General features: G+C 65.9%; 27 protein-coding genes. 18 read left to right on the top strand and 9 right to left on the bottom strand.

Features of this window, described 5'->3' with window-relative positions:
* Positions 1 to 102 precede the first annotated feature (102 nt).
* Positions 103 to 525, bottom strand: coding sequence for a protoporphyrinogen oxidase HemJ (gene hemJ, locus FNA67_RS21050; protein ID WP_049707019.1), 423 nt, complete (start codon positions 523 to 525; stop codon positions 103 to 105).
* Between the two features lie 3 nt (positions 526 to 528).
* Entirely contained in the window at positions 529 to 1566 is a 1038-nt protein-coding gene (hemE, locus tag FNA67_RS21055; RefSeq protein WP_147658028.1) for a uroporphyrinogen decarboxylase, read from the bottom strand.
* Positions 1567 to 2010: 444 nt separating this feature from the next.
* Between hemE and FNA67_RS21060 the strand changes: the two genes are divergently transcribed.
* The 4 genes from FNA67_RS21060 to dnaQ are packed head-to-tail and all read left to right on the top strand — an operon-like array spanning position 2011 to position 4757.
* On the top strand, positions 2011 to 2616 hold the full coding sequence (locus tag FNA67_RS21060; protein ID WP_049707021.1) for a Maf family protein: 606 nt from the start codon (positions 2011 to 2013) through the stop codon (positions 2614 to 2616).
* Complete coding sequence (locus FNA67_RS21065; RefSeq protein ID WP_147658029.1) at positions 2613 to 3449, top strand: shikimate dehydrogenase; 837 nt, start codon at positions 2613 to 2615, stop codon at positions 3447 to 3449. The genes FNA67_RS21060 and FNA67_RS21065 overlap by 4 nt, the downstream gene beginning before the upstream one ends.
* A gap of 1 nt (position 3450) precedes the next feature.
* Positions 3451 to 4038, top strand: coding sequence for a dephospho-CoA kinase (gene coaE, locus FNA67_RS21070; RefSeq protein WP_049707023.1), 588 nt, complete (start codon positions 3451 to 3453; stop codon positions 4036 to 4038).
* On the top strand, positions 4035 to 4757 hold the full coding sequence (dnaQ, locus tag FNA67_RS21075; protein WP_147658030.1) for a DNA polymerase III subunit epsilon: 723 nt from the start codon (positions 4035 to 4037) through the stop codon (positions 4755 to 4757). The genes coaE and dnaQ overlap by 4 nt, the downstream gene beginning before the upstream one ends.
* A gap of 106 nt (positions 4758 to 4863) precedes the next feature.
* Here dnaQ and hslU read toward each other — a convergent pair whose 3' ends face one another.
* The 3 genes from hslU to hslV are packed head-to-tail and all read right to left on the bottom strand — an operon-like array spanning position 4864 to position 7237.
* A complete protein-coding gene (hslU, locus tag FNA67_RS21080; protein WP_049707025.1) occupies positions 4864 to 6171 on the bottom strand; it encodes an ATP-dependent protease ATPase subunit HslU in 1308 nt (435 codons plus the stop codon).
* The gene (locus tag FNA67_RS21085) at positions 6168 to 6683 is read right to left on the bottom strand and encodes a GNAT family N-acetyltransferase (protein WP_170267385.1); all 516 of its coding nucleotides are present in this window, start codon (positions 6681 to 6683) and stop codon (positions 6168 to 6170) included. The genes hslU and FNA67_RS21085 overlap by 4 nt, the downstream gene beginning before the upstream one ends.
* The gene (gene hslV, locus FNA67_RS21090; protein WP_147658032.1) at positions 6680 to 7237 is read right to left on the bottom strand and encodes an ATP-dependent protease subunit HslV; all 558 of its coding nucleotides are present in this window, start codon (positions 7235 to 7237) and stop codon (positions 6680 to 6682) included. Before hslV ends, FNA67_RS21085 begins: the two co-directional genes overlap by 4 nt.
* A 145-nt stretch (positions 7238 to 7382) precedes the next feature.
* Here hslV and hisB point away from each other — a divergent pair, with 145 nt between their 5' ends.
* The 10 genes from hisB (at position 7383) to FNA67_RS21140 (ending at position 13452) form a co-directional block, all read left to right on the top strand.
* The gene (hisB, locus tag FNA67_RS21095; protein WP_049707028.1) at positions 7383 to 7970 is read left to right on the top strand and encodes an imidazoleglycerol-phosphate dehydratase HisB; all 588 of its coding nucleotides are present in this window, start codon (positions 7383 to 7385) and stop codon (positions 7968 to 7970) included.
* Positions 7971 to 8019: 49 nt separating this feature from the next.
* Positions 8020 to 8379, top strand: a complete 360-nt coding sequence (locus tag FNA67_RS21100) for a DUF2628 domain-containing protein (RefSeq protein ID WP_049707029.1) — start codon at positions 8020 to 8022, stop codon at positions 8377 to 8379.
* Between the two features lie 3 nt (positions 8380 to 8382).
* The gene (gene hisH / locus FNA67_RS21105) at positions 8383 to 9036 is read left to right on the top strand and encodes an imidazole glycerol phosphate synthase subunit HisH (protein ID WP_147658033.1); all 654 of its coding nucleotides are present in this window, start codon (positions 8383 to 8385) and stop codon (positions 9034 to 9036) included.
* The gene (gene hisA, locus FNA67_RS21110; protein WP_147658034.1) at positions 9033 to 9767 is read left to right on the top strand and encodes a 1-(5-phosphoribosyl)-5-[(5-phosphoribosylamino)methylideneamino]imidazole-4-carboxamide isomerase; all 735 of its coding nucleotides are present in this window, start codon (positions 9033 to 9035) and stop codon (positions 9765 to 9767) included. The genes hisH and hisA overlap by 4 nt, the downstream gene beginning before the upstream one ends.
* Entirely contained in the window at positions 9764 to 10099 is a 336-nt protein-coding gene (locus FNA67_RS21115; protein WP_147658035.1) for a hypothetical protein, read from the top strand. The genes hisA and FNA67_RS21115 overlap by 4 nt, the downstream gene beginning before the upstream one ends.
* A gap of 25 nt (positions 10100 to 10124) precedes the next feature.
* Positions 10125 to 10934: an imidazole glycerol phosphate synthase subunit HisF gene (gene hisF / locus FNA67_RS21120; protein ID WP_049707033.1), complete on the top strand. Its 810-nt coding sequence runs from the start codon at positions 10125 to 10127 to the stop codon at positions 10932 to 10934.
* Positions 10931 to 11245 (top strand): phosphoribosyl-ATP diphosphatase, encoded by a 315-nt coding sequence (locus FNA67_RS21125; protein ID WP_049707034.1) that lies wholly within the window; start codon positions 10931 to 10933, stop codon positions 11243 to 11245. Before hisF ends, FNA67_RS21125 begins: the two co-directional genes overlap by 4 nt.
* A 1-nt stretch (position 11246) precedes the next feature.
* A complete protein-coding gene (gene coaA, locus FNA67_RS21130; protein WP_049707035.1) occupies positions 11247 to 12209 on the top strand; it encodes a type I pantothenate kinase in 963 nt (320 codons plus the stop codon).
* Positions 12210 to 12298: 89 nt separating this feature from the next.
* Complete coding sequence (locus tag FNA67_RS21135) at positions 12299 to 12856, top strand: NADPH-dependent FMN reductase (protein ID WP_049707036.1); 558 nt, start codon at positions 12299 to 12301, stop codon at positions 12854 to 12856.
* Positions 12856 to 13452 (top strand): histidine phosphatase family protein, encoded by a 597-nt coding sequence (locus tag FNA67_RS21140; protein ID WP_147658036.1) that lies wholly within the window; start codon positions 12856 to 12858, stop codon positions 13450 to 13452. The genes FNA67_RS21135 and FNA67_RS21140 overlap by 1 nt, the downstream gene beginning before the upstream one ends.
* Here FNA67_RS21140 and FNA67_RS21145 read toward each other — a convergent pair.
* Positions 13449 to 13916, bottom strand: coding sequence for a MarR family winged helix-turn-helix transcriptional regulator (locus FNA67_RS21145; protein ID WP_049707037.1), 468 nt, complete (start codon positions 13914 to 13916; stop codon positions 13449 to 13451). The genes FNA67_RS21140 and FNA67_RS21145 overlap by 4 nt on opposite strands.
* A gap of 149 nt (positions 13917 to 14065) precedes the next feature.
* On the opposite strand from FNA67_RS21145, the gene pyrF reads away from it, so the two are divergent.
* The 3 genes from pyrF (at position 14066) to FNA67_RS21160 (ending at position 16268) form a co-directional block, all read left to right on the top strand.
* The gene (gene pyrF, locus FNA67_RS21150) at positions 14066 to 14764 is read left to right on the top strand and encodes an orotidine-5'-phosphate decarboxylase (RefSeq protein ID WP_147658038.1); all 699 of its coding nucleotides are present in this window, start codon (positions 14066 to 14068) and stop codon (positions 14762 to 14764) included.
* 64 nt (positions 14765 to 14828) lie between these two features.
* Positions 14829 to 15638 carry a 4-hydroxy-tetrahydrodipicolinate reductase gene (gene dapB, locus FNA67_RS21155; protein WP_147658039.1) on the top strand — a complete coding sequence of 270 codons (810 nt, stop codon included), beginning with the start codon at positions 14829 to 14831 and terminating at the stop codon, positions 15636 to 15638.
* A gap of 15 nt (positions 15639 to 15653) precedes the next feature.
* Complete coding sequence (locus FNA67_RS21160; protein WP_049707040.1) at positions 15654 to 16268, top strand: 2,3-bisphosphoglycerate-dependent phosphoglycerate mutase; 615 nt, start codon at positions 15654 to 15656, stop codon at positions 16266 to 16268.
* Positions 16269 to 16304: 36 nt separating this feature from the next.
* Here the strand turns inward: FNA67_RS21160 and FNA67_RS21165 are convergent, their stop codons facing one another.
* Positions 16305 to 17174: a methylated-DNA--[protein]-cysteine S-methyltransferase gene (locus tag FNA67_RS21165; protein WP_147658040.1), complete on the bottom strand. Its 870-nt coding sequence runs from the start codon at positions 17172 to 17174 to the stop codon at positions 16305 to 16307.
* A 59-nt stretch (positions 17175 to 17233) separates the two neighbouring features.
* A complete protein-coding gene (locus FNA67_RS21170) occupies positions 17234 to 17713 on the bottom strand; it encodes a DUF2244 domain-containing protein (RefSeq protein WP_170267386.1) in 480 nt (159 codons plus the stop codon).
* A gap of 36 nt (positions 17714 to 17749) precedes the next feature.
* Here FNA67_RS21170 and nth point away from each other — a divergent pair, with 36 nt between their 5' ends.
* On the top strand, positions 17750 to 18451 hold the full coding sequence (gene nth / locus FNA67_RS21175) for an endonuclease III (RefSeq protein ID WP_147658041.1): 702 nt from the start codon (positions 17750 to 17752) through the stop codon (positions 18449 to 18451).
* On the opposite strand, the gene FNA67_RS21180 is transcribed toward nth, so the two are convergent.
* Positions 18452 to 18901 carry a DUF2214 family protein gene (locus tag FNA67_RS21180; protein ID WP_147658042.1) on the bottom strand — a complete coding sequence of 150 codons (450 nt, stop codon included), beginning with the start codon at positions 18899 to 18901 and terminating at the stop codon, positions 18452 to 18454. It abuts the gene before it with no gap.
* Positions 18902 to 18951 lie beyond the last annotated feature (50 nt).

Genomic DNA, 18951 nt, shown 5'->3' on the forward strand with positions numbered 1-18951 from the left:
GTGGGTGGGTGGGCTTTAGTTAGCGAAAAGCCTTGTCAGATTCAAGGCTTTTGCGCGCGCCGCCGGGATTCACGTGAAACAGGACGCGGAAAAGCCCTTCGCTCAGAAGGGCTTCACGATGACCATGATGACGATAACGATCATGAGGAGTGTCGGTACCTCGTTGATCATGCGGAAGAATTTCTGCGGCTTGACGTTCCGGTCTTCCTTGAAGGCCCTGAGGAACCCGCCCATCCAGCCGTGGTAGCCGGAAAGCGCGATCACGAACACCGCCTTGACCCAGGGCCAGCCCGAAGACCAGTCCACCATGCCGTTGAAGACCATGATGAGCCCGAAGATCCAGCTGGCGATCATGGCCGGGGTCATGATGCCGCGATAGAGCCGGCGTTCCATGACCTTGAAGGTCTCGGACTGCACCGAACCCTTTTCGGCCACCGAATGGTAGACGAAGAGCCTGGGCAGGTAGAGCGAACCGGCCATCCAGGCGATGACCGAGATCACGTGCAGCGCCTTGACCCATTCCATGGCTTAGCGACCTTTCACGATATCGATGAGGCGGGCGACATGCTCGATCGGCGTTTCCGGCACGATGCCATGGCCCAGGTTGAAGATATGGGGACGACCCGCAAAGCCGGCGATGATCTCGCGGGCGCGGGTTTCCATCTGCTCGCCACCGGCAACGAGCCGGAGCGGATCGAGATTACCCTGGACGCCGAGCGTCTTGGGCAATGCCTTGTCGGCAAAGGCGGTGGGCATGGAATAGTCGAGCCCCAGCGCGTTGACCCCGGTCGCCTCCGCATAGGCGGCGATCATGCCGGCCGCCCCGCGCGGAAACCCGATGATGGGCGCATCGGGAACCTGGGCGCGCACACCCGCCACGATCCGCGCATTGGGTTCGATGACCTGCGCGCGAAACGCGGTTTCGTCCAGATTGAGCGCCCAGCTCTCAAAGAGCTGTACCACGTCGGCGCCGGCGCGGAACTGCGCCACCAGATAGGCGATCGAGGCTTGGACCAGCACATCCATCAGCGCCGCGAAGGCCTGCGGATGGCGCAGGGCGAAAAGCCGGGCGGGCGCCTGGTCGGTCGTGCCGCGGCCCCCGATCATGTAGGTCGCCACGGTCCAGGGAGACCCGCAGAACCCGATAAGGGTCTTTTCGGGCGCCAGCGCTGCCTTGACGCGCGAAACCGTCTCCAGCACCGGCGCCAGGGCCCCGACCACGCCTTCCGGCCTCAAGGCACTGATCCCTTCAACGCCCAGGGGATCGAGCCGCGGACCCTCGCCCGTCTCGAAGCCCACTTTCTGGCCAAGCGCATCGGGAATGACCAGGATGTCCGAAAACAGGATCGCTGCATCCAGATCGAAGCGGCGCAGCGGCTGGAGCGTTACTTCCGTCGCCAGTTCCGGATTGTAGCAAAGGTCGAGGAACGTTGCGGCCTTGGCCCGCGTTTCCCGATACTCGGGAAGATAGCGGCCGGCCTGGCGCATGATCCAGACGGGTGGACGGTCCTGGCGCTCGCCGAGCACTGTCTTCAGGAGCGGCTTGCCATGGGGCGCTGAACTCACCGGGGGGCACCCCTTCCCTTCAAAGAAGAGAATCTTCTCTTTTGTATCTTTATTATCATGGCGGTGTTTAACCCCAATTCATGGCCGTCCACAACCGCAAGTCCGGTGACGAAAGCGCGCAGGAAAACTCGTAAACGAAGTGTTAACAGCGTCCTGGGACAAGGTGCAAAGTCCGCGCGAACCGGGCGGGTTAACGAAGTGTTAACGGGCCTTTTGATCCAAACGGCCGAATCCGGGCCTGGGGAAAACCGGTGAATCCAGCCCGCCTCGCCCCGATCGCTTTTCCACACTGTTACCGGTCTTGAGCCCGCGGGCGCCCCACTTGCGTCATCTGGGGACGGATTTGGGGGCAAAGTGGACAAAAACCGGCCTTGGCCGAAATGATGAGTCATTTTCACTGCTTGGCGCTTGTGGCAGTGGGAACAGTGTGGAAAACCTCTTTCCATGCTGATCCTCGCCTCCCAGTCTCCGGCCCGGAAAGCCTTGCTTTCCGGCGCTCGCGTCGCCTACGACGCCCGACCCGCCCATATCGATGAACGCCGCATAGAAGCCGAGGCGGTGGCCCGCGGCGCGGATGCCCGCGACATCGCCCTCCTCCTGGCGCGGGCGAAAGCCCTGGCGGTGGCCGCGCTCTCGCCAACCGCCATCGTCATCGGCGCCGACCAGACCCTGGCCCTGGGCGATGAACTGTTGCACAAGCCCGAGACCATGGAGGAGGCCGCCCGGCAATTGTCCTACCTCAAGGGCAAGACCCATCGTCTCCATGCCGGGGTGGTGCTGGTGCAGGGCGACAAGGTCCTCTGGGAACATGTCGAGACCGCCGAGCTTACCATGCGCGAATTCTCGGACGCCGAACGCGACGAGATCCTGGCGCTCGAGGGCGAGGATGCCCTCTCCTCGGTCGGCGGCTATCGCCTCGAAGGCGCCTCGGTGCGGCTCTTCGAAACCATAACCGGGGACTATTTCACCATTCTGGGCCTGCCGCTCCTGCCCCTGCTCTCGGCGTTGCGCGAGTTCGCGCCGCAATATCTCAAGGGGGCCGAGCTGTGAGCGCTCCGGTCAAGGCGTTCGTGATCGGCCACCCGATCGCCCATTCGCGCTCGCCCCTCATCCATGGCACCTGGCTCGAGACCTACGGCATCGCCGGGAGCTACGAGGCCATCGACGTGGCGCCCGGGGCGCTGCCCGATTTCATCGTCGCCTTGCGCGCCGGGGCGTTCGCCGGCGGCAATGTCACCATTCCCCACAAGGAAACGGTGTTCGCGCTCTGCGACGAGGTCGATCCGCTGGCCCGCCGCATCGGGGCGGTCAACACGCTGGTGTCCCGCCAGGGCAAGGTCCGGGGCACCAATACCGACTATCTCGGGTTTCTCGGCAATCTCGACCAGGAGGCACCCGGCTGGGACGGAGCGCGCGAACTGGCCATCGTGCTCGGGGCCGGCGGGGCGGCGCGCGCCATCCTGGTGGCGCTGGCCGAACGCGGCTTTTCGCGCATCGCCATCCTCAACCGCACGGCGGACAAGGCGCGGGCGCTGGCGGACGAAATGGGCCCGCAGTTTTCGGGCCACGCCCTCTCCGGGTTCGCCGACCTGGCGCCCCGGGCGAGTCTTCTCGTCAACACTTCCTCCATCGGCATGCATGGCAGCCGGTTCGAGGACCTGCCCCTCGACGCCCTGCCTGACACGGCGCTGGTGACCGATATCGTTTATACCCCGCTCCAAACCCCGCTGCTGGCCGAGGCGCGCGCAAGGAAATTGCGCACCGTCGACGGGCTTGGCATGCTGTTGCACCAGGCTGTCCCCGGATTCGAGGCCTGGTTCGGAACGCGCCCCGAGGTCACCGCCCAATTGCGGGAGAGGATCGAAGCGACGCTGGAGCATTGACGTGCTGCGCCTGGGACTGACCGGCTCGATCGCCACGGGAAAATCGACGACCCTGAGGGCCTTCGCGGACCTCGGCGTGCCGGTGTTTTCCTCCGACGAAGCGGTTCACGAGCTCTATCGCGGCGAAGCGGTGCCCCCGGTCGAGCGCCTGTTTCCCGGCGTCGCCCGCGATGGCATCATCGACCGGACGGAATTGAGTCGCCGCCTCCTCGCCGAACCCGCGCGCCTGGCGGAGCTCGAAGCGGTCGTTCACCCGCTTGTGCGCGCCAGGATGAGCCAGTTCCTTGATCTGGCGGAGCGAAACGGTGCAAAGCTGGCGGTGGTCGATATTCCGCTGCTCTACGAGACCGGGTTCGACTATGGCCTCGACAAGGTCGCGGTCACCTGGTGCGATCCGGCCATCCAGCGCGAACGGGCGCTGCGGCGGCCGGCAATGACCGTGGATAAGCTCGATGCCATCCTTGCCCGGCAGATGCCCCAGGACGAAAAGAAGAAGCGCGCCGACTACCTCTTCGACACCGGTCGCCCGGTCGAGGCGGTACGGGCGGAAGTCAGAACTCTGGTTGAAAAGCTGAACGCGGGTCAATGAAGCGCGAGATCGTCCTCGATACCGAAACCACGGGCCTCGATCCCCTCAACGGCGACCGGATCGTCGAAATCGGCTGTGTCGAGCTCATCAACCACCTGCCGACCGGCAAGCACCTGCACCTCTACATCAACCCGCAGCGCTCGATGCCAGAAGAGGCTTTTCGCGTGCACGGCCTCTCCGAGGAGTTCCTCTCGGACAAGCCGCTATTCGCCCAGGTGGCGCAGGAATTCTCCGATTTCATCGGCGATGCGACCCTGGTCATCCACAACGCCGCCTTCGATATCGGCTTCCTCAATGCCGAGCTGCAGCGCGCCGGCCGGGCGGCGCTGACCAATCAGGTCATCGACACGGTGATGGTGGCGCGCAACGTCTTCCCGGGCGCGCGCGTGAGCCTGGATGCCCTCTGCAAGACCTTCGGCATCGACAATTCCAAGCGCGTGCTGCACGGGGCGTTGCTCGACAGCGAGATCCTGGCCGAGGTCTATCTCGAACTCATCGGTGGTCGCCAGGTCGGGTTCGAGCTGGTGGCCGAAAGCCGCGTCGAGATTTCGGCCACCAGCGCCGGCCCGGTGGCCGCCGCCCAGCGCCCGACGCCCCTGCCCTCGCGCATCAGCGAGGCCGAGCGTCTGGCCCACGAGGCTTTCATCGCCGCCATGGGCCCCGATTCGCTCTGGGCGAAATATGCCGAAAAGGACAGCCCGGAAGCGGCCGTGGCGTGAGGACGGGTCAGAACCGTCGCGCGTGATTTCGCCACCCTTGTGCCCTCCCCGCGAACGGGGGAGGGACTGAGGGAGGTGGGCCCCAGGCGCGGGCAAGGCTTTGCCCCTAGAGCACGAACTTGGAGAGGTCGGTGTCCTGGGCGAGGGAGCCGATCTTGCCGGCCACATAGGCCTTGTCGATCGTGATGGTCTCCCCGTCCTTGTCGGGCGCGTCGAACGAGATTTCCTCGACCAGACGTTCCATCACCGTCTGCAGGCGCCGCGCCCCGATATTCTCGACCGTGGCGTTGACGTGGACGGCGGCCTCCGCGATGGCGTCGATCGCATCGGCCGTGAAGTCGAGCTTGACCCCTTCGGTGCCGAGCAGGGCCACATACTGCTTGATGAGGCTGGCTTCGGTATCGCTCAGGATGCGCACGAAATCGTCATGGGTCAGCGCCTTGAGCTCCACCCGGATCGGCAGGCGGCCCTGGAGTTCGGGCAGGAGGTCCGAGGGCTTGGCCACATGGAAGGCGCCCGAGGCGATGAAGAGGATATGGTCGGTCTGCACCGGGCCATACTTGGTCGAAACGGTCGTCCCTTCGATAAGCGGCAGCAGGTCCCGCTGCACGCCTTCGCGCGAGACGTCCGCGCCGCCGCGCGCGCCCGAGGAGGCGATCTTGTCGATCTCGTCGATGAAGACGATGCCGTGGTTCTCGACCAGGTCGATGGCTTCGGTCTTGAGCTGGTCCTGGTCGAGAAGCTTGTCGGCTTCCTCGGCCATGAGCACGTCATAGCTCTCCTTGACCTTGAGCTTGCGCTTGACCGAGCGCTGCCCGAGCTTACCGAGCATGTCCGAAAGGTTGATCATGCCGACATTGCCGTTCGGCATGCCGGGGATCTCGAACATGCCCCCGCCCTGGGGCGCGGCCACCTCGATCTCGATTTCCTTGTCGTCCAGCTCGTTGTCGCGCAGCTTCTTGCGGAAGCTCTCGCGGGTCGAGTGCGAGGCGGACGAGCCCACCAGCGCATCGAGCACGCGCTCCTCCGCATTCTGGTGCGCCTGGGCCTGCACTTCCCCGCGCCGCTTGTCGCGCAGCAGCGTGATGCCGGCCTCGACCAGGTCGCGCACGATCTGCTCGACGTCGCGGCCGACATAGCCGACCTCGGTGAACTTGGTGGCTTCCACCTTGACGAACGGCGCCTGGGCGAGTCGGGCGAGGCGGCGCGAGATCTCGGTCTTGCCGACGCCGGTCGGCCCGATCATCAGGATGTTCTTGGGCGTCACCTCGCGCCGCAGCTCGGGGGAGAGCTGCTGGCGGCGCCAGCGGTTGCGCAGGGCAACGGCCACGGCGCGCTTGGCGTCGGCCTGGCCCACGATATTGCGGTCGAGCTCGGAAACGATCTCGCGCGGGGAAAAATTGGTTGCACTCATTGTACTTCTCCAGGTGCCTTATCAAGGAAGCGCACCATCAGGTGTTCGTCGACATAGCGACCGTTCACGTTGAGGGACCGGGGTTCGGTGCCATAGATTTCGAACCCTGCCCTTTCATAGAGCCGGATGGCCGGCCGGTTGTGGGCGCCTACGCCCAGATGCACTTGCAGCACCTCGCCGCGGGCCTCGTCGAGCGCCGCTTCGAGCAGGCCCATGGCACAACCCGTGCCCCTCAGGGCCGGTTGCACATAGACCTGGTAGATCCAGCCGCGATGCCGCTCGCGCTCGCCATCGGCACGGGCATAGGCAAGGATGCCGCCCAGCCCGGCTTCGGCGAAGGCGCCGTAAAAGCTCATCCGGCCCAGGAGCGCGGCAAGTTCGCCGTCGCTCCTCTGGGCAAAGCTTTCGGGCGAGGAGGCATAGGCCTCCGGGTGCCTGCTCAGGGCCTCGAAGCGGATCTTGCGGTAGGCCGCGACATCCGCGTCCCCGAGCCGGCGGATCGCATAGCTCACTGCTCGATGCTTTCGAGCGTGACGTTCTCGTTGGTATAGACGCACACTTCGGCGGCGATCTTCATCGCCTTGCGGGCGATGGTCTCGGCATCGAGCTCGCTGTTCTCGAGGAGGGCGAGCGCGGCCGAATAGGCGTAATTGCCGCCCGAGCCGATGGCGACGACGCCGTGGTCGGGGGTGAGCACGTCGCCCGTGCCGGTCAGCACCAGCGTGTCATTGGCATCGGCCACGATCATCATGGCTTCCAGGCGCCGCAGGTAGCGGTCGGTGCGCCAGTCCTTGGCCAGTTCCACGGCGGCGCGCATCAACTGGTTGGGATATTGCTCGAGCTTGGCCTCGAGGCGTTCGAAAAGCGTGAAGGCATCGGCCGTGGCCCCGGCGAAGCCGCCGATGACCTTGCCGCCGGCCAGGCGCCGGACCTTCTTTGCAGTATGCTTCATGACGGTGGCACCCGCCGTCACCTGCCCGTCGCCCGCCACCACCACCCTGCCGTCCTTGCGGACCGCAACGATCGTCGTGCCGTGCCAGCCGGGGAAATCGTCGTTATTACTCATCTACAACTCCAAAAGGATTTGACCAAAATATTGGGTGCATGAACGGAAATGCAACGGCAGGGCGGCCATGCCCTTTTCGACGGGTCGGCAAGCTGTTAGAGAACGCCGAACCCATCCAGAGCGATCCCCCAGCAAGAGCGGTCCGATGCGCAAGGCAGAACTCACCCGCAAGACCAACGAGACGGACATCCAGGTGTCGGTCAATCTCGATGGTACGGGCCGCCATGCCATCAATACCGGCATTGGGTTCCTCGACCATATGCTCGACCAGCTCTCGCGCCATAGCCTGATCGATATCGATGTCACCGCCAAGGGCGACCTGCATATCGACATGCACCACACCGCCGAGGACGTGGGCATCGCGCTCGGCCAGGCCATCGCCAGGGCTCTGGGCGACAAGAAGGGCATCCGCCGCTACGCCAGTTGCGATTTGCCCATGGACGGCACGCTCACCCGCGTGGCGCTGGACGTTTCCGGCCGCCCGTTCCTGGTCTGGAAAGTGGAATTCACCCGCGACAAGGTGGGCGAGATGGATACCGAGCTCTTCCGGGAATGGTTCCAGGCCTTCGCCATGAATGCCGGCATCACGCTCCATGTCGAGACGTTCTACGCCGACAACAACCATCATATCGCCGAAAGCGCCTACAAGGCTCTCGCCCGGGCGCTGCGCGATGCGGTCGAGATCGACCCGCGTGCGGCAGATCGCATTCCATCGACCAAGGGAACGCTCTAGGCCTCTCTCCTAGGCATTTACCGGTCGGGCTCATAAATAGGAGCCTAGCATGACCCTCTATTCGCTTTTCACCCGCAACGGGGCCGAAGGCCCGTCCGAGGCGCCCGAAGCCGTGGGCGAACGCTTTTCCTGGTTCGCCTTCCTGCTGCCGCCCGTCTATGCGCTGGTCCACGGCCTCTGGCTCGCCTTCCTGGGGCTGGTCCTCGCCATCCTGGTGCTCGGCTTTGCCGGGCGCTGGCTGGGCGATGACGCCACCTTCTGGCTCTATTGGCTGGCGGCGCTCTGGTTCGGCCTCGAGGCCCCCGCCTTCCGGGCGCGAAAACTCCATCGCAAGGGCTATCACCATGCCGGCGACAGCATCGCCGCTGCCGAAGACATCGCCCGCCTCGACTATCTCAAGAACCGCTAAGCCATGACACAGACCGTCACCATCATCGATTACGGCTCGGGTAACCTCAAGTCGGCCGCCAAGGCATTCGAGCGCGCCGCGCGCGGTACCCAGACCAATATCGTGGTCACCGCCGATGCCGATGCCGTGCGTCGCGCCGACCGCATCGTGCTGCCGGGCGTGGGCGCCTTCGCCGACTGCAAGGCCGGGCTCGAAGCCGTGCCCGGCATGGTCGAGGTGCTCGAGGAGCGCGTCATCCGCGGCGGCGCCCCGTTCCTGGGCATCTGCGTGGGCATGCAGCTCATGGCCGAGGAAGGCCGCGAGAAGGGCGTCCACAAGGGGCTGGGCTGGATCGAGGGCGCCATCGTCAAGCTTGAGCCTTCCGATCCGGGCCTCAAGGTCCCGCACATGGGCTGGAACACGCTCTCCTTCCGGCAGACGCACCCGCTGCTTGCCGGCATCGAGGATGGCGAGAACGGGCTGCACGCCTATTTCGTCCACTCCTACCACCTGGCCGCCACCAACCCGGCGTCCCTCATCGCCACTGCCGACTACGGCCAGGCGGTGACGGCGATCGTCGGGCGCGACAACATGTTCGGCACCCAGTTCCACCCCGAAAAGAGCCAGAGGCTCGGCCTTACGCTCATCGGCAACTTCCTGGGATGGAGCCCGAAATGATCCTGTTTCCCGCAATCGACCTCAAGGACGGCCAGTGCGTGCGCCTCAAGCTCGGCGACATGGCGCAGGCCACGGTCTTTAACGATTCGCCGGCCGCCCAGGCCAAGAGCTTCGAGGACCAGGGGTTCCAGTATCTCCACGTCGTCGACCTGAACGGCGCCTTTGCCGGCGAGAGCGTCAACGGCGCGGCGGTGGAAGCCATCCTCGGGACGGTGAAATTTCCCGTCCAGCTCGGCGGCGGCATCCGCACCATCGCCCATGTCGAGAGCTGGCTGGCCAAGGGCCTCGCCCGCGTCATCCTCGGCACCGTGGCGGTGCGCGATCCGGCGCTGGTCAGGGAAGCGGCCCGGAAGTTCCCCGGCCAGGTCGCGGTGGGCATCGATGCCCGCGGCGGCAAGGTGGCGGTGGAAGGCTGGGCCGAGACTTCCGAACTCGACGTCGTCGAACTCGCAAAGCGCTTCGAGGGCGCCGGGGTGGCGGCGATCATCTATACCGATATCGACCGCGACGGCATCCTGACCGGCATCAACTGGGACTCGACCCTCCATCTGGCGCGCGCGGTCTCGATCCCCGTCATCGCCTCGGGCGGGCTCGCCTCCATGGACGATATCCGCCGCATGACCCAGCCCGACGCCCGGGTGCTCGAAGGCGCCATCTCGGGCCGTGCGCTCTATGACGGCCGCATTGATTCACGTGAAGCATTGGCGCTTCTGCGAGGCGAGCGTGTATGAGCGAGGAGCAGCCCAGGCCGAAGAAATTTCCCTGGGCGATCTATTGGCTCATCCTGGCCGCCATCGTGCTCTTGGCGCTCCTGCCGGTCCTTTCGGTACTGTTCGCCGCCTTCGTGGCCAATGCCAATGGCTGCCGGCTCGACGAGGGGAGCGTCCATTCCTGCATGGTCATGGGCTCGGACTGGGGCGAAACGCTCTACACCTTTGGGGTGATGGGCTGGCTGATGCTCGCCACCCTGCCGCTGGGGCTCTTCGCCTTCGGCGGCTGGCTCGTCGCCCTCATCGCCCATCGCATCGCCTGGCGGCACACCTCGCGCCGGCAAAGTCCCTAGACCTTTCAACCAAGGAGTCTGCTCCATGACTCTCAAGACCCGCCTCATCCCCTGCCTCGACGTCAAGGACGGCCGCGTGGTCAAGGGCGTGCAGTTCGTCGACCTGATCGATGCCGGCGACCCGGTGGAAGCGGCCATCGCCTATGACGCCGCCGGCGCGGACGAACTGACCTTCCTCGACATCACCGCCTCGGCCGATGGCCGCGAGACGATTTTCGACGTGGTGGCGCGCACCGCCGAGCACTGCTTCATGCCGGTGACCGTCGGCGGCGGCGTGCGCAGCATCGAGGACATTCGCAAGCTCCTGCTCTCGGGCGCCGACAAGGTCTCGATCAATACCGCGGCGGTGAAGGATCCCGATTTCATCGCCCGCGCCGCCGACAAGTTCGGCGACCAGTGTATCGTGGTTTCGGTCGATGCCCGCCGGCGCCTGACCCAGGCTCCGGGGCAGGACAATTCCAACGAGTGGGAAATCTTCACCCATGGCGGACGCAACCCGACCGGGCTCGACGCCATCGAATTCGCCGCCCGCATGGTCGAGCTCGGCGCGGGTGAGTTGCTTGTGACCTCCATGGATCGCGACGGCACCAAGTCCGGCTTCGATCTCGAGCTGACCCGCGCCATCGCCGATGCCGTGCACGTGCCGGTGGTGGCCTCGGGCGGCGTGGGCACGCTCGATCACCTCGTGGACGGGGTCAAGATCGGGCATGCCAATGCCGTCCTCGCCGCCTCGATCTTTCACTTCGGCACCTTCACCATCCCCGAAGCCAAGGCGCACCTGGCGCGCAACGGCATCGCGGTGCGGGCCGACCGCGTCTCGGGAGAAGGCAAGTGACGCTCGAAGAACTCGACCAGCGCATCGCCGCCCGCGCCTCGGCCTCGCCCGAGGAAAGCTACACGGCCAAGCTCATCTCGCGCGGCATCCAGAAATGCGCTCAGAAGGTGGGCGAGGAGGGCGTGGAAGCGGCCATCGCCGCCGTGGCCGGGGACCACAAGGGCCTCGTCGGCGAAGCCAGCGACCTGCTCTATCACCTATTGGTCCTATTGCGCGCGGCGGGCGTTTCGCTCGATGAGGTCATGGCCGAACTCGACGGCCGCACCGCCCAATCGGGCCTCGCCGAAAAAGCCTCCCGCCCCAAGGAGTGAAATGACCTTGAGCAAGTCCACAGAGACGGTCGACCTCGCCCCCTATCATCGCTTCACCAAGCGGGAATGGTCCAAGTTCCGCGCCGACGAGCCGATGACGCTCAACGGCGAGGACATCGAGCGGCTGCGCGCCCTCAACGATCCGATCTCGCTGGAGGAGGCCGAGGAGATCTACCTGCCCATCACGCGCCTGCTCTCGCTCTATGTCGAGGCGATCCAGGGCCTGCACCGGGCCTCCAATATGTTCCTGGGCACCACCGATTCCAAGGTGCCGTTCGTGATCGGGGTCGCCGGCTCGGTGGCGGTGGGCAAGTCGACTACCGCCCGCATCCTGCGGGCCCTGCTCCAGCGCTGGAAGACCTCGCCCAAGGTCGACCTCGTCACCACCGACGGCTTCCTCTTCCCCAATTCCGTCCTCGAGGCGCGTGGCCTGATGGACCGCAAGGGCTTCCCGGAGAGCTACGACCGCTCCCGGCTCGTGCGCTTCCTTTCCGAGATCAAGTCGGGCAAGGGCAATGTCAGGGTGCCGGTCTATTCGCACCTGGTCTATGACGTGGTGCCCGGCGACGAGATCGTGGTGGACCGTCCCGACATCCTCATCGTGGAGGGGCTCAACATCCTCCAGCCGGGGGAATTGCCCAGGTCGGGCAGACCCATCCTCTTCGCCTCCGATTTCCTCGACTTCTCGGTCTATATCGATGCGGACGAGGACGACCTCACCGCCTGGTTCCTGCAGCGCTTCCTCAAGCTGCGCGAAACCGCCTTCGCCGACCAGAAGAGCTTCTTCCACAAATTCGCGCTCATGAGCGAGGACGAGGCCAAGGACTTCGGCCAGTGGGTCTGGGAGAACATCAACCGGCCGAACCTGGTGGAAAACATCGTGCCCACGCGCAGCCGCGCCGACCTGGTGCTCAAGAAGGGCCGCAGCCACGCCATCGAGGAAGTGTTCCTGCGCCGGATCTGAGCGGGCGTTTCCCCGCTCTATCCGCCGCCGCATCGACCCGCTAGTCTCCCCGGACCAAATCGGTGTTTTGTGGGGCTCGATCCGGACAGATGAAGACGGCACTTACCCTTTGCGGCTCGACCCGCAACGGTTCCTACAATGAGATTCTGCGCCGCTATGTGAGCGGCAAGCTGCGCGAGGTGGAGGATCTGGAGGTCATCGACCTTGATCTCAAGGACTTTCCGATGCCGATCTTTTCGGAAGACCTCGAGGAGGCCGGGGAAACACCCGAGGCCGCCGGCAGGCTGGCCGAGATGTTCGGCAAGGCCGACATCGTGCTCATCATCTCGCCCGAATACAATTCCGGCACCACCCCGCTGATCACCAACATGGTCGCCTGGCTCTCGCGCCAGAAGCACGGCCAGTGGCGCCACGCCGTCTTCGGGCTGGGCGCGGTGTCCTCCGGCAAATATGGCGGCGTGGTCGGCATCGCGCATCTGCGCGATTCGCTCTCCAAGCTCGGGGCGCTCCTGGTCCCCACGCTCCTGGGCGTCGGCCCCGCCTCCCAGGCCTTCGACGAAAACGGCGTACCCCTCGAGGACGGCATCCGCAGAAAGGTCGAACAGATGGTCAAGGAGTTGACGCACTTTTCCCGGGGCGGCATCTGATGACGCTCACGCTCTATGTCACGCACCCCGAAGTGGTGATCGACCCGGCCGTGCCCACGCCGCGCTGGGGTCTTAACGACCTCGGCCGCTGGCGCGCCGAGGATTTCGCCGCCCGCGGCCTCATCCCCGCCGGCACCCGCTTCTTTTCGAGCACCGAGCGCAAGGCGATGGACCTGGCCCATATCCTGGCCGAGCCGCTGGGCGCCGAAATCTCCTCGGCCGAGGCCTTCGGCGAGAACGACCGCTCCTCGACCGGGTTCCTTGGCGGGGATGCCTTCACCTACGCGGTGGCCGCACTTTTCGGCTATCCCGACAAGAGCTATCGCGGCTGGGAAACGGCGGTGCATGCGCAGGCGCGCATCGTGGCCGCCGTGCGCGAGGCGCTGGCGGGCACGCCCGCCGACGTTCCGGTGGTCTTTTGCGGCCATGGCTGCGTCGGCACGCTCCTCAAGTGCCACCTGGCCGGCCGCCCCATTCGACTCGAGGAAGACCAGCGCTTCATGGGCGCGGCGGGCGGCGGCAACGTCATTTCCATCGACCGCGAGCGCTTCGCGCTGCTTTCGGACTGGAAGTCGATGGAGGATTTCGGGCGCTAGGTCCTGGAGGGCGCGCGCTCGGCGCCCCGCGACGGCGCCCAGGGCTCGAGGCCGAAAAGCCCCATCGCGTCTTCGAGCGCCACGGTGAGGCGGTCGAGCCGCTCGGGCTCGTGGTCGACCTGGCGCAGGCGCACCGGGCCGGCAAGCGGCGCCTTTTCGAGGAGCGCCAGGCCCTCCGCCGTGATTGAAACCAGACGCGCCCGCTTGTCCTTGGCATCGCGCCGCACCGTGCACAGGCCCTTGAGACGCAACTCGTCGATCGACTGGCCCAGGGTCGCCGGATGCATGACCAGGGTCTTGCGCAGCGCCGCCAAGGGCAATTGCGGACGCTCGGCCAGGATGCGCAGCACCGCCAGTTGCAGGCCGGTGAGCCCCAATTGCTTCTTGAGCTCGAGATGGAACTTTTCCATCGCCCGCTCGAGGCGTATCCAGGCGACGATGGCGGAAAGGGCTTGTTGCTGCATGGCGGTCTTATGGCGCCATACTATCCTGTTCGCAAGGGGCTTCTGTGGCCCAGGGACACGACGGTTGCGGCAGGATTCTGATTCGCCGGACTTGTCGCGGCCGGCCGGATGTGCCACTGAGCCGAAAATACCCCACATGGAGAATCCCGATGACCGGAACGTTGATCGTTGCCCTTGACCTCGACACGCGCGCCCAGGCCGAGCAGGTGATCGCCGACATCGGGGAGGCCGTCGACTTCTACAAGATCGGCTACCAGCTCTTCTATGGCGGGGACGGACTGAACCTGGGCAAGGCGCTGATCGCGGCCGGCAAGCGGGTCTTCTTCGACCTCAAGCTCCTCGATATCGACAACACCGTCGAAAAGGGTGCCGCCGCCATTGCCGAGACGGGGGCGCAGATGCTCACCGTCCATGCCTACCCCAAGGCCATCCGCGCCGCCCTCAAGGGCACGCGCGGCTCGAGCCTTTCCATCCTCGGGGTGACCGTGCTGACCTCGATGGACGACCAGGACGTGCACGACGCCGGTTACGCGCGCGACGCGGCGGGCCTCGTCGCCCTGCGCGCCGAGGACGCCAGGGCCGCCGGGATCGGCGGGCTCGTCTGTTCGCCCCGCGAAGCCGGACTGGTGCGCAACATTGTCGGCCCCGGCATGTCGATCGTCACCCCGGGCATTCGCCCCACCTGGGCCGAGCACGGCGACCAGAAGCGCGTCACCGGGCCGCGCGAAGCGCTCGATGCCGGCGCCAGCCACCTCGTCGTCGGCCGCCCGATCACCGCCGCTCCCGACCCGGCCGAGGCCGCGCGACGCGTTCTTGCCGAAATGGCGGGCGGAACGCGCCTGGCCTGATTGGCCAAGCCCCCTCGCGCCTGCTAGAAGCACGGGCCGTATTCGTTTTCGGAGTTCTTAGGGCATGGCCGACATCAAGGTAGCAGTCGCGGGAGCCGGCGGGCGCATGGGCGCCGCCAACATTCGCGCCATCGCATCGACGCCCGGCCTCAAACTCGCCGCCGCCTTCGAGCGCGCCGGTTCGGCCGCGATCGGCAAGGATGCGGGCGTGCTGGCCGGCATCGAGGAGACGCGTGTCCTCGTCACCGACGATATCGAGGCCGCCCTCGCCGCGGCCGACGCCGTCATCGACTTCACGGCCCCCGCCGCTTCGGTGGCGCTGGCCGAGAACACCGCCGCGCGCGGCCTCATCCACATCATCGGCACGACCGGCTGTTCGGCTGCGGACGATGCCGCCATCCGCGCTGCGGGCGGCAAGGGCGGCCGGATCGTCAAGGCCGGCAATTTCTCGCTCGGGCTCAATATCCTCGCCAGCCTCGTCAAGCAGGCTGCGGCCAAGCTCGCCGAATACGACATCGAAATCGTCGAGATGCACCACAACCGCAAGGTCGATGCCCCCTCGGGCACCGCACTCATGCTGGGCGAAGCCGCCGCGGCCGGCCGCGAGATCTCGCTGGCCGACCATTCGGTGCGCGTGCGCGACGGCATCACCGGCCCGCGCGTCGCCGGCACCATCGGCTTCGCGACCCTGCGCGGCGGCACCGTGATCGGCGACCACACGGTCATCCTCGCCGGCCCGTCCGAGCGGCTCGAACTGAGCCATGTCGCCCAGGATCGCAGCCTCTTCGCCAATGGCGCCATGAAGGCCCTGCTCTGGGTCGCCAGCCAGCCCGCCGGCTTTTACACCATGAACGACGTTCTCGGCCTCAACTAAGGAAAGCACTGCCTCATGACCGGTACCCTCATCCTCGTGCGCCACGGCGAAAGCGAGTGGAACCTCAAGAACCTCTTCACCGGCTGGCGCAATCCGGACCTGACGGAAAAGGGCATCGGGGAGGCGCGTGCCGCCGGCCAGGCACTCAAGGCCAAGGGCTTTTCCTTCGACACCACCTTCACCTCTGCCCTCAAGCGCGCCCAGCACACGCTCGACCTCATCCTGGAGGAAATGGGCATCGAGAACGTCACCATCGTCCGCAACCAGGCGCTCAACGAGCGTGACTATGGGGACCTCTCGGGTCTCAACAAGGACGACGCCCGCAAGAAGTGGGGCGAGGAACAGGTGCTGATCTGGCGCCGCTCCTATGACGTACCGCCGCCGGGCGGGGAAAGCCTCAAGGACACCGCCGAGCGCACGCTGCCCTATTACAAGGCCCAGATCGAGCCGCGCGTCGCCGCCGGCGAGACCATCCTCGTGGCCGCCCACGGCAATTCGCTGCGGGCGCTGGTCATGGCCATCGAGGGGCTGACCCCCGAGGAAATCCTCAAGCGCGAGATCGCCACGGGCGAACCCACCGTCTACGAGCTCAAGTCGGACGGCTCGCTCAAAGAGCGCATCAAGCTCTGAAAATCGAAAGGCCCTCCCGATCGGAGGGCCTTTTTTCTAGGCGCGGCTGGAGATGACCCCGGCTTCCCAGCCCAGGATCGCCCGCTTGCGCGGCACACCCCAGTGATAGCCGGTCAGCGCCCCCGTCGAGCCCACGACGCGATGGCAGGGCACGACGAACGAGATGGGATTGGCCCCCACCGCCGCCCCCACCGCCCGCGCCGCCGTGGGCCGGCCGAGATGATTGGCGATGGTGCCATAGGTCGTGGCCTTGCCGCAGGGGATCGAGAGCAGCGTCTCCCACACCTTGACCTCGAAATCGGTGCCGATGAGGACGACGCGCACCGGCTGGTCCGGCGACCAGCGCGCCGGATCGAAGACCTGGCGCACCAGGGGCGCGATGCGCGCATCGTCGCGCACGAACCTGGCCGCCGGCCAGCGATTGGCGAGATCCTCGAAGGCGGAGTCCACGCTCATGTTCTCGTCGGCGAAGCCGAGCCCGGATATGCCGTATTCGGTGGCGGTGACGACCGCCGTGCCGAAGGGCGATGGCGCCGCGCCCCAGTACATGGTGAGCCCCTGCCCGCGCGCCCGGAAGGCCCCGGGCGGCATGGCCTCGTAGGTGACGAAGAGATCGTGGAGGCGCGAGGTCGAGGACAACCCGACCTCGTAGGTGGTGTCGAGGACCGAGCCGTTCTGGGCGAGGAGCGATTTGGCGTGATCGAGCGCCACGGCCTGGGCGAAGGATTTGGGCGAGAGCCCGCACCAGCGCCGGAAAAGCTCGGTGAGCTGGCGTTCGGTCAGCCCGAGCGCCCGCGAGAACCGGGCCAGGTCGATTTCGTCGGGTCCCGTTTCGCTCAGGTAGGCAATCGCGGCGCGAACGGTCTCGTAGTCCGATTGGGGCGAGAGAGTCTGATGCTGTGTCATGATGGCGCCAGTCTAGCGTGGCGCGAGCGCCCGCGGCGACCCGGTTTTGACCGCCCCGCTCAGTGCCGCGCCTTGCGCAGGGCCGTGCCGAAGACGCGTGCGAAACTGGCCTTTTCCGAGGCGGCGAGGAAGGAGCCCAGTTCATGGTCCCCCGCAGTGTCGCGCAGGTAGATGGCGGTGGTCTTCTCGTCGTAGTCCCGATCGACGATGAGGCGGGTGGCGTGAGGATCGAAGGCCGTCACCTGCTGCTTGCCGCCCGCGCTCACCGCGCGCACTTCCAGGCGATGCGGCCAGAGCGTGACTTCCTCGAAACGCTTGGTTTCGCGCGTCGACCAGCGCAGGGCGAACCACATGGCCGCCACGTCCAGCCCCATGAACCCGACGATGGGCCAGGCGCCCAGCGAATAGAAGACGAGGCCGGGAATTGCAGCCATGGCCGCGACCGAACCGATAAGGATGACGCGCCCCCGCCGGCCCAGCGAGCGATGCGGCGTCAGCTTGGCGGCGAATAGCGGGTCGGCTTGCGTTTTGGTGATCATGTTTGCATCACTACGGCGACTCATCAGGTAACGCTCATGCCCCCCAAAAAGATCAAACGACTCCCGGCGGCCGATGTCGAGGCTATTTTTGCCGCGTTCGAACACGCCAACCCGGAGCCCAAGGGAGAGCTCGACTATACCAATTCGTTTACCCTGCTGGTAGCGGTGGTGCTCTCGGCCCAGGCGACCGACGCGGGCGTCAACAAGGCGACCCCGAAACTCTTCGCGCTCGCGCCCACGCCCGAAAAGATGGTCGAGCTGGGCGTGGCGGGTATCGAGGAATGCATCAAGACCATCGGGCTCTACCGCACCAAGGCCAAGAACGTCTTCGCGCTAAGCCAGGCGCTGATCGCCAAGCACGATTCGCAGGTGCCCCAGACCCGTGAAGAGCTCGAGGAGCTGCCGGGCGTCGGCCGCAAGACCGCCAATGTCGTGCTCAATATCGCTTTCAGGCAGCCCACCATCGCGGTGGATACCCACCTCTTCCGCGTCGGCAACCGCACGGGCCTGGCCTCCGGCAAGACCCCGCTCGAGGTCGAGCAGTCCCTGCTCAAGGTCGTGCCGGACAAATACCTGCTGCACGCCCACCACTGGCTCATCCTGCACGGGCGCTATGTGTGCAAGGCGCGAAAGCCCGAATGCTGGCGCTGCATCATAAGGGAATGGTGCCGGTTCGAGCCCAAGACCCCTGCGCCCAACAAGCCTCTTCCCAAGGCCGTTTCGCCCAGCCGCCCCTGATCAACTGCCATAGCCGCGCGCCATGGCGGCTGCGAAGGCGGGAATGAAGGCGAAGAGCACGGCCTCGACGGCCAGGAATTTCCGCGCCCGGGCAATGGCGGCGGGGCCGGGCGAGAACTGCGGATCGGCCTTGGCGGACTTGATCCAGGCCATGATGTCGCGCGTCGGCCAGACCGAGAGGATGCCGACCACCACGAATGTCGTCATCTTGGCCCAGAACATCTGGTTGCCCAGATAGTACCACGGGCCGGCCGCCCCGAACGTGACCCGCACCACCCCGACCACGATCACGAGCATGGCGAGCAGCCCATAGAGCCGGTCGATGCCGCCCAGCTGGGCGAGCCGGGGGCCCGTGACGCCTTCGCGCAGCAGGAAGAATTCGGCGGCGAACACGCCGACCAGCGAGAAAACGGCCAGATGATGGGCGATGGCCAGAACCAGATCGAGCATTGGAAGTCTCCTTGCGCTGGTCTTGCGTGCGCGTTGATGTTAACACTGTT

This window comes from Youhaiella tibetensis, from assembly GCF_008000755.1.
GTDB classification, from domain to species: Bacteria; Pseudomonadota; Alphaproteobacteria; order Rhizobiales; family Devosiaceae; genus Paradevosia; species Paradevosia tibetensis.

What these genes read in the sequence shown, in the direction of transcription:
- FNA67_RS21060 (WP_049707021.1), top strand. Translation starts at nt 2,011, where the DNA reads ATGCTGATCCTCGCCTCCCAGTCTCCGGCCCGGAAAGCCTTGCTTTCC.
- nth (WP_147658041.1), top strand. Translation starts at nt 17,750, where the DNA reads ATGCCCCCCAAAAAGATCAAACGACTCCCGGCGGCCGATGTCGAGGCT.
- hslV (WP_147658032.1), bottom strand. Translation starts at nt 7,237, where the DNA reads ATGAGTAATAACGACGATTTCCCCGGCTGGCACGGCACGACGATCGTT.
- pyrF (WP_147658038.1), top strand. Translation starts at nt 14,066, where the DNA reads ATGACCGGAACGTTGATCGTTGCCCTTGACCTCGACACGCGCGCCCAG.
- dnaQ (WP_147658030.1), top strand. Translation starts at nt 4,035, where the DNA reads ATGAAGCGCGAGATCGTCCTCGATACCGAAACCACGGGCCTCGATCCC.
- FNA67_RS21135 (WP_049707036.1), top strand. Translation starts at nt 12,299, where the DNA reads ATGAAGACGGCACTTACCCTTTGCGGCTCGACCCGCAACGGTTCCTAC.
- FNA67_RS21145 (WP_049707037.1), bottom strand. Translation starts at nt 13,916, where the DNA reads ATGCAGCAACAAGCCCTTTCCGCCATCGTCGCCTGGATACGCCTCGAG.
- dapB (WP_147658039.1), top strand. Translation starts at nt 14,829, where the DNA reads ATGGCCGACATCAAGGTAGCAGTCGCGGGAGCCGGCGGGCGCATGGGC.
- FNA67_RS21170 (WP_170267386.1), bottom strand. Translation starts at nt 17,713, where the DNA reads ATGATCACCAAAACGCAAGCCGACCCGCTATTCGCCGCCAAGCTGACG.
- hisF (WP_049707033.1), top strand. Translation starts at nt 10,125, where the DNA reads ATGACTCTCAAGACCCGCCTCATCCCCTGCCTCGACGTCAAGGACGGC.
- FNA67_RS21115 (WP_147658035.1), top strand. Translation starts at nt 9,764, where the DNA reads ATGAGCGAGGAGCAGCCCAGGCCGAAGAAATTTCCCTGGGCGATCTAT.
- FNA67_RS21140 (WP_147658036.1), top strand. Translation starts at nt 12,856, where the DNA reads ATGACGCTCACGCTCTATGTCACGCACCCCGAAGTGGTGATCGACCCG.
- FNA67_RS21160 (WP_049707040.1), top strand. Translation starts at nt 15,654, where the DNA reads ATGACCGGTACCCTCATCCTCGTGCGCCACGGCGAAAGCGAGTGGAAC.
- FNA67_RS21100 (WP_049707029.1), top strand. Translation starts at nt 8,020, where the DNA reads ATGACCCTCTATTCGCTTTTCACCCGCAACGGGGCCGAAGGCCCGTCC.
- hisA (WP_147658034.1), top strand. Translation starts at nt 9,033, where the DNA reads ATGATCCTGTTTCCCGCAATCGACCTCAAGGACGGCCAGTGCGTGCGC.
- FNA67_RS21165 (WP_147658040.1), bottom strand. Translation starts at nt 17,174, where the DNA reads ATGACACAGCATCAGACTCTCTCGCCCCAATCGGACTACGAGACCGTT.
- hemJ (WP_049707019.1), bottom strand. Translation starts at nt 525, where the DNA reads ATGGAATGGGTCAAGGCGCTGCACGTGATCTCGGTCATCGCCTGGATG.
- coaA (WP_049707035.1), top strand. Translation starts at nt 11,247, where the DNA reads ATGACCTTGAGCAAGTCCACAGAGACGGTCGACCTCGCCCCCTATCAT.
- hisB (WP_049707028.1), top strand. Translation starts at nt 7,383, where the DNA reads ATGCGCAAGGCAGAACTCACCCGCAAGACCAACGAGACGGACATCCAG.
- hisH (WP_147658033.1), top strand. Translation starts at nt 8,383, where the DNA reads ATGACACAGACCGTCACCATCATCGATTACGGCTCGGGTAACCTCAAG.
- FNA67_RS21180 (WP_147658042.1), bottom strand. Translation starts at nt 18,901, where the DNA reads ATGCTCGATCTGGTTCTGGCCATCGCCCATCATCTGGCCGTTTTCTCG.
- hslU (WP_049707025.1), bottom strand. Translation starts at nt 6,171, where the DNA reads ATGAGTGCAACCAATTTTTCCCCGCGCGAGATCGTTTCCGAGCTCGAC.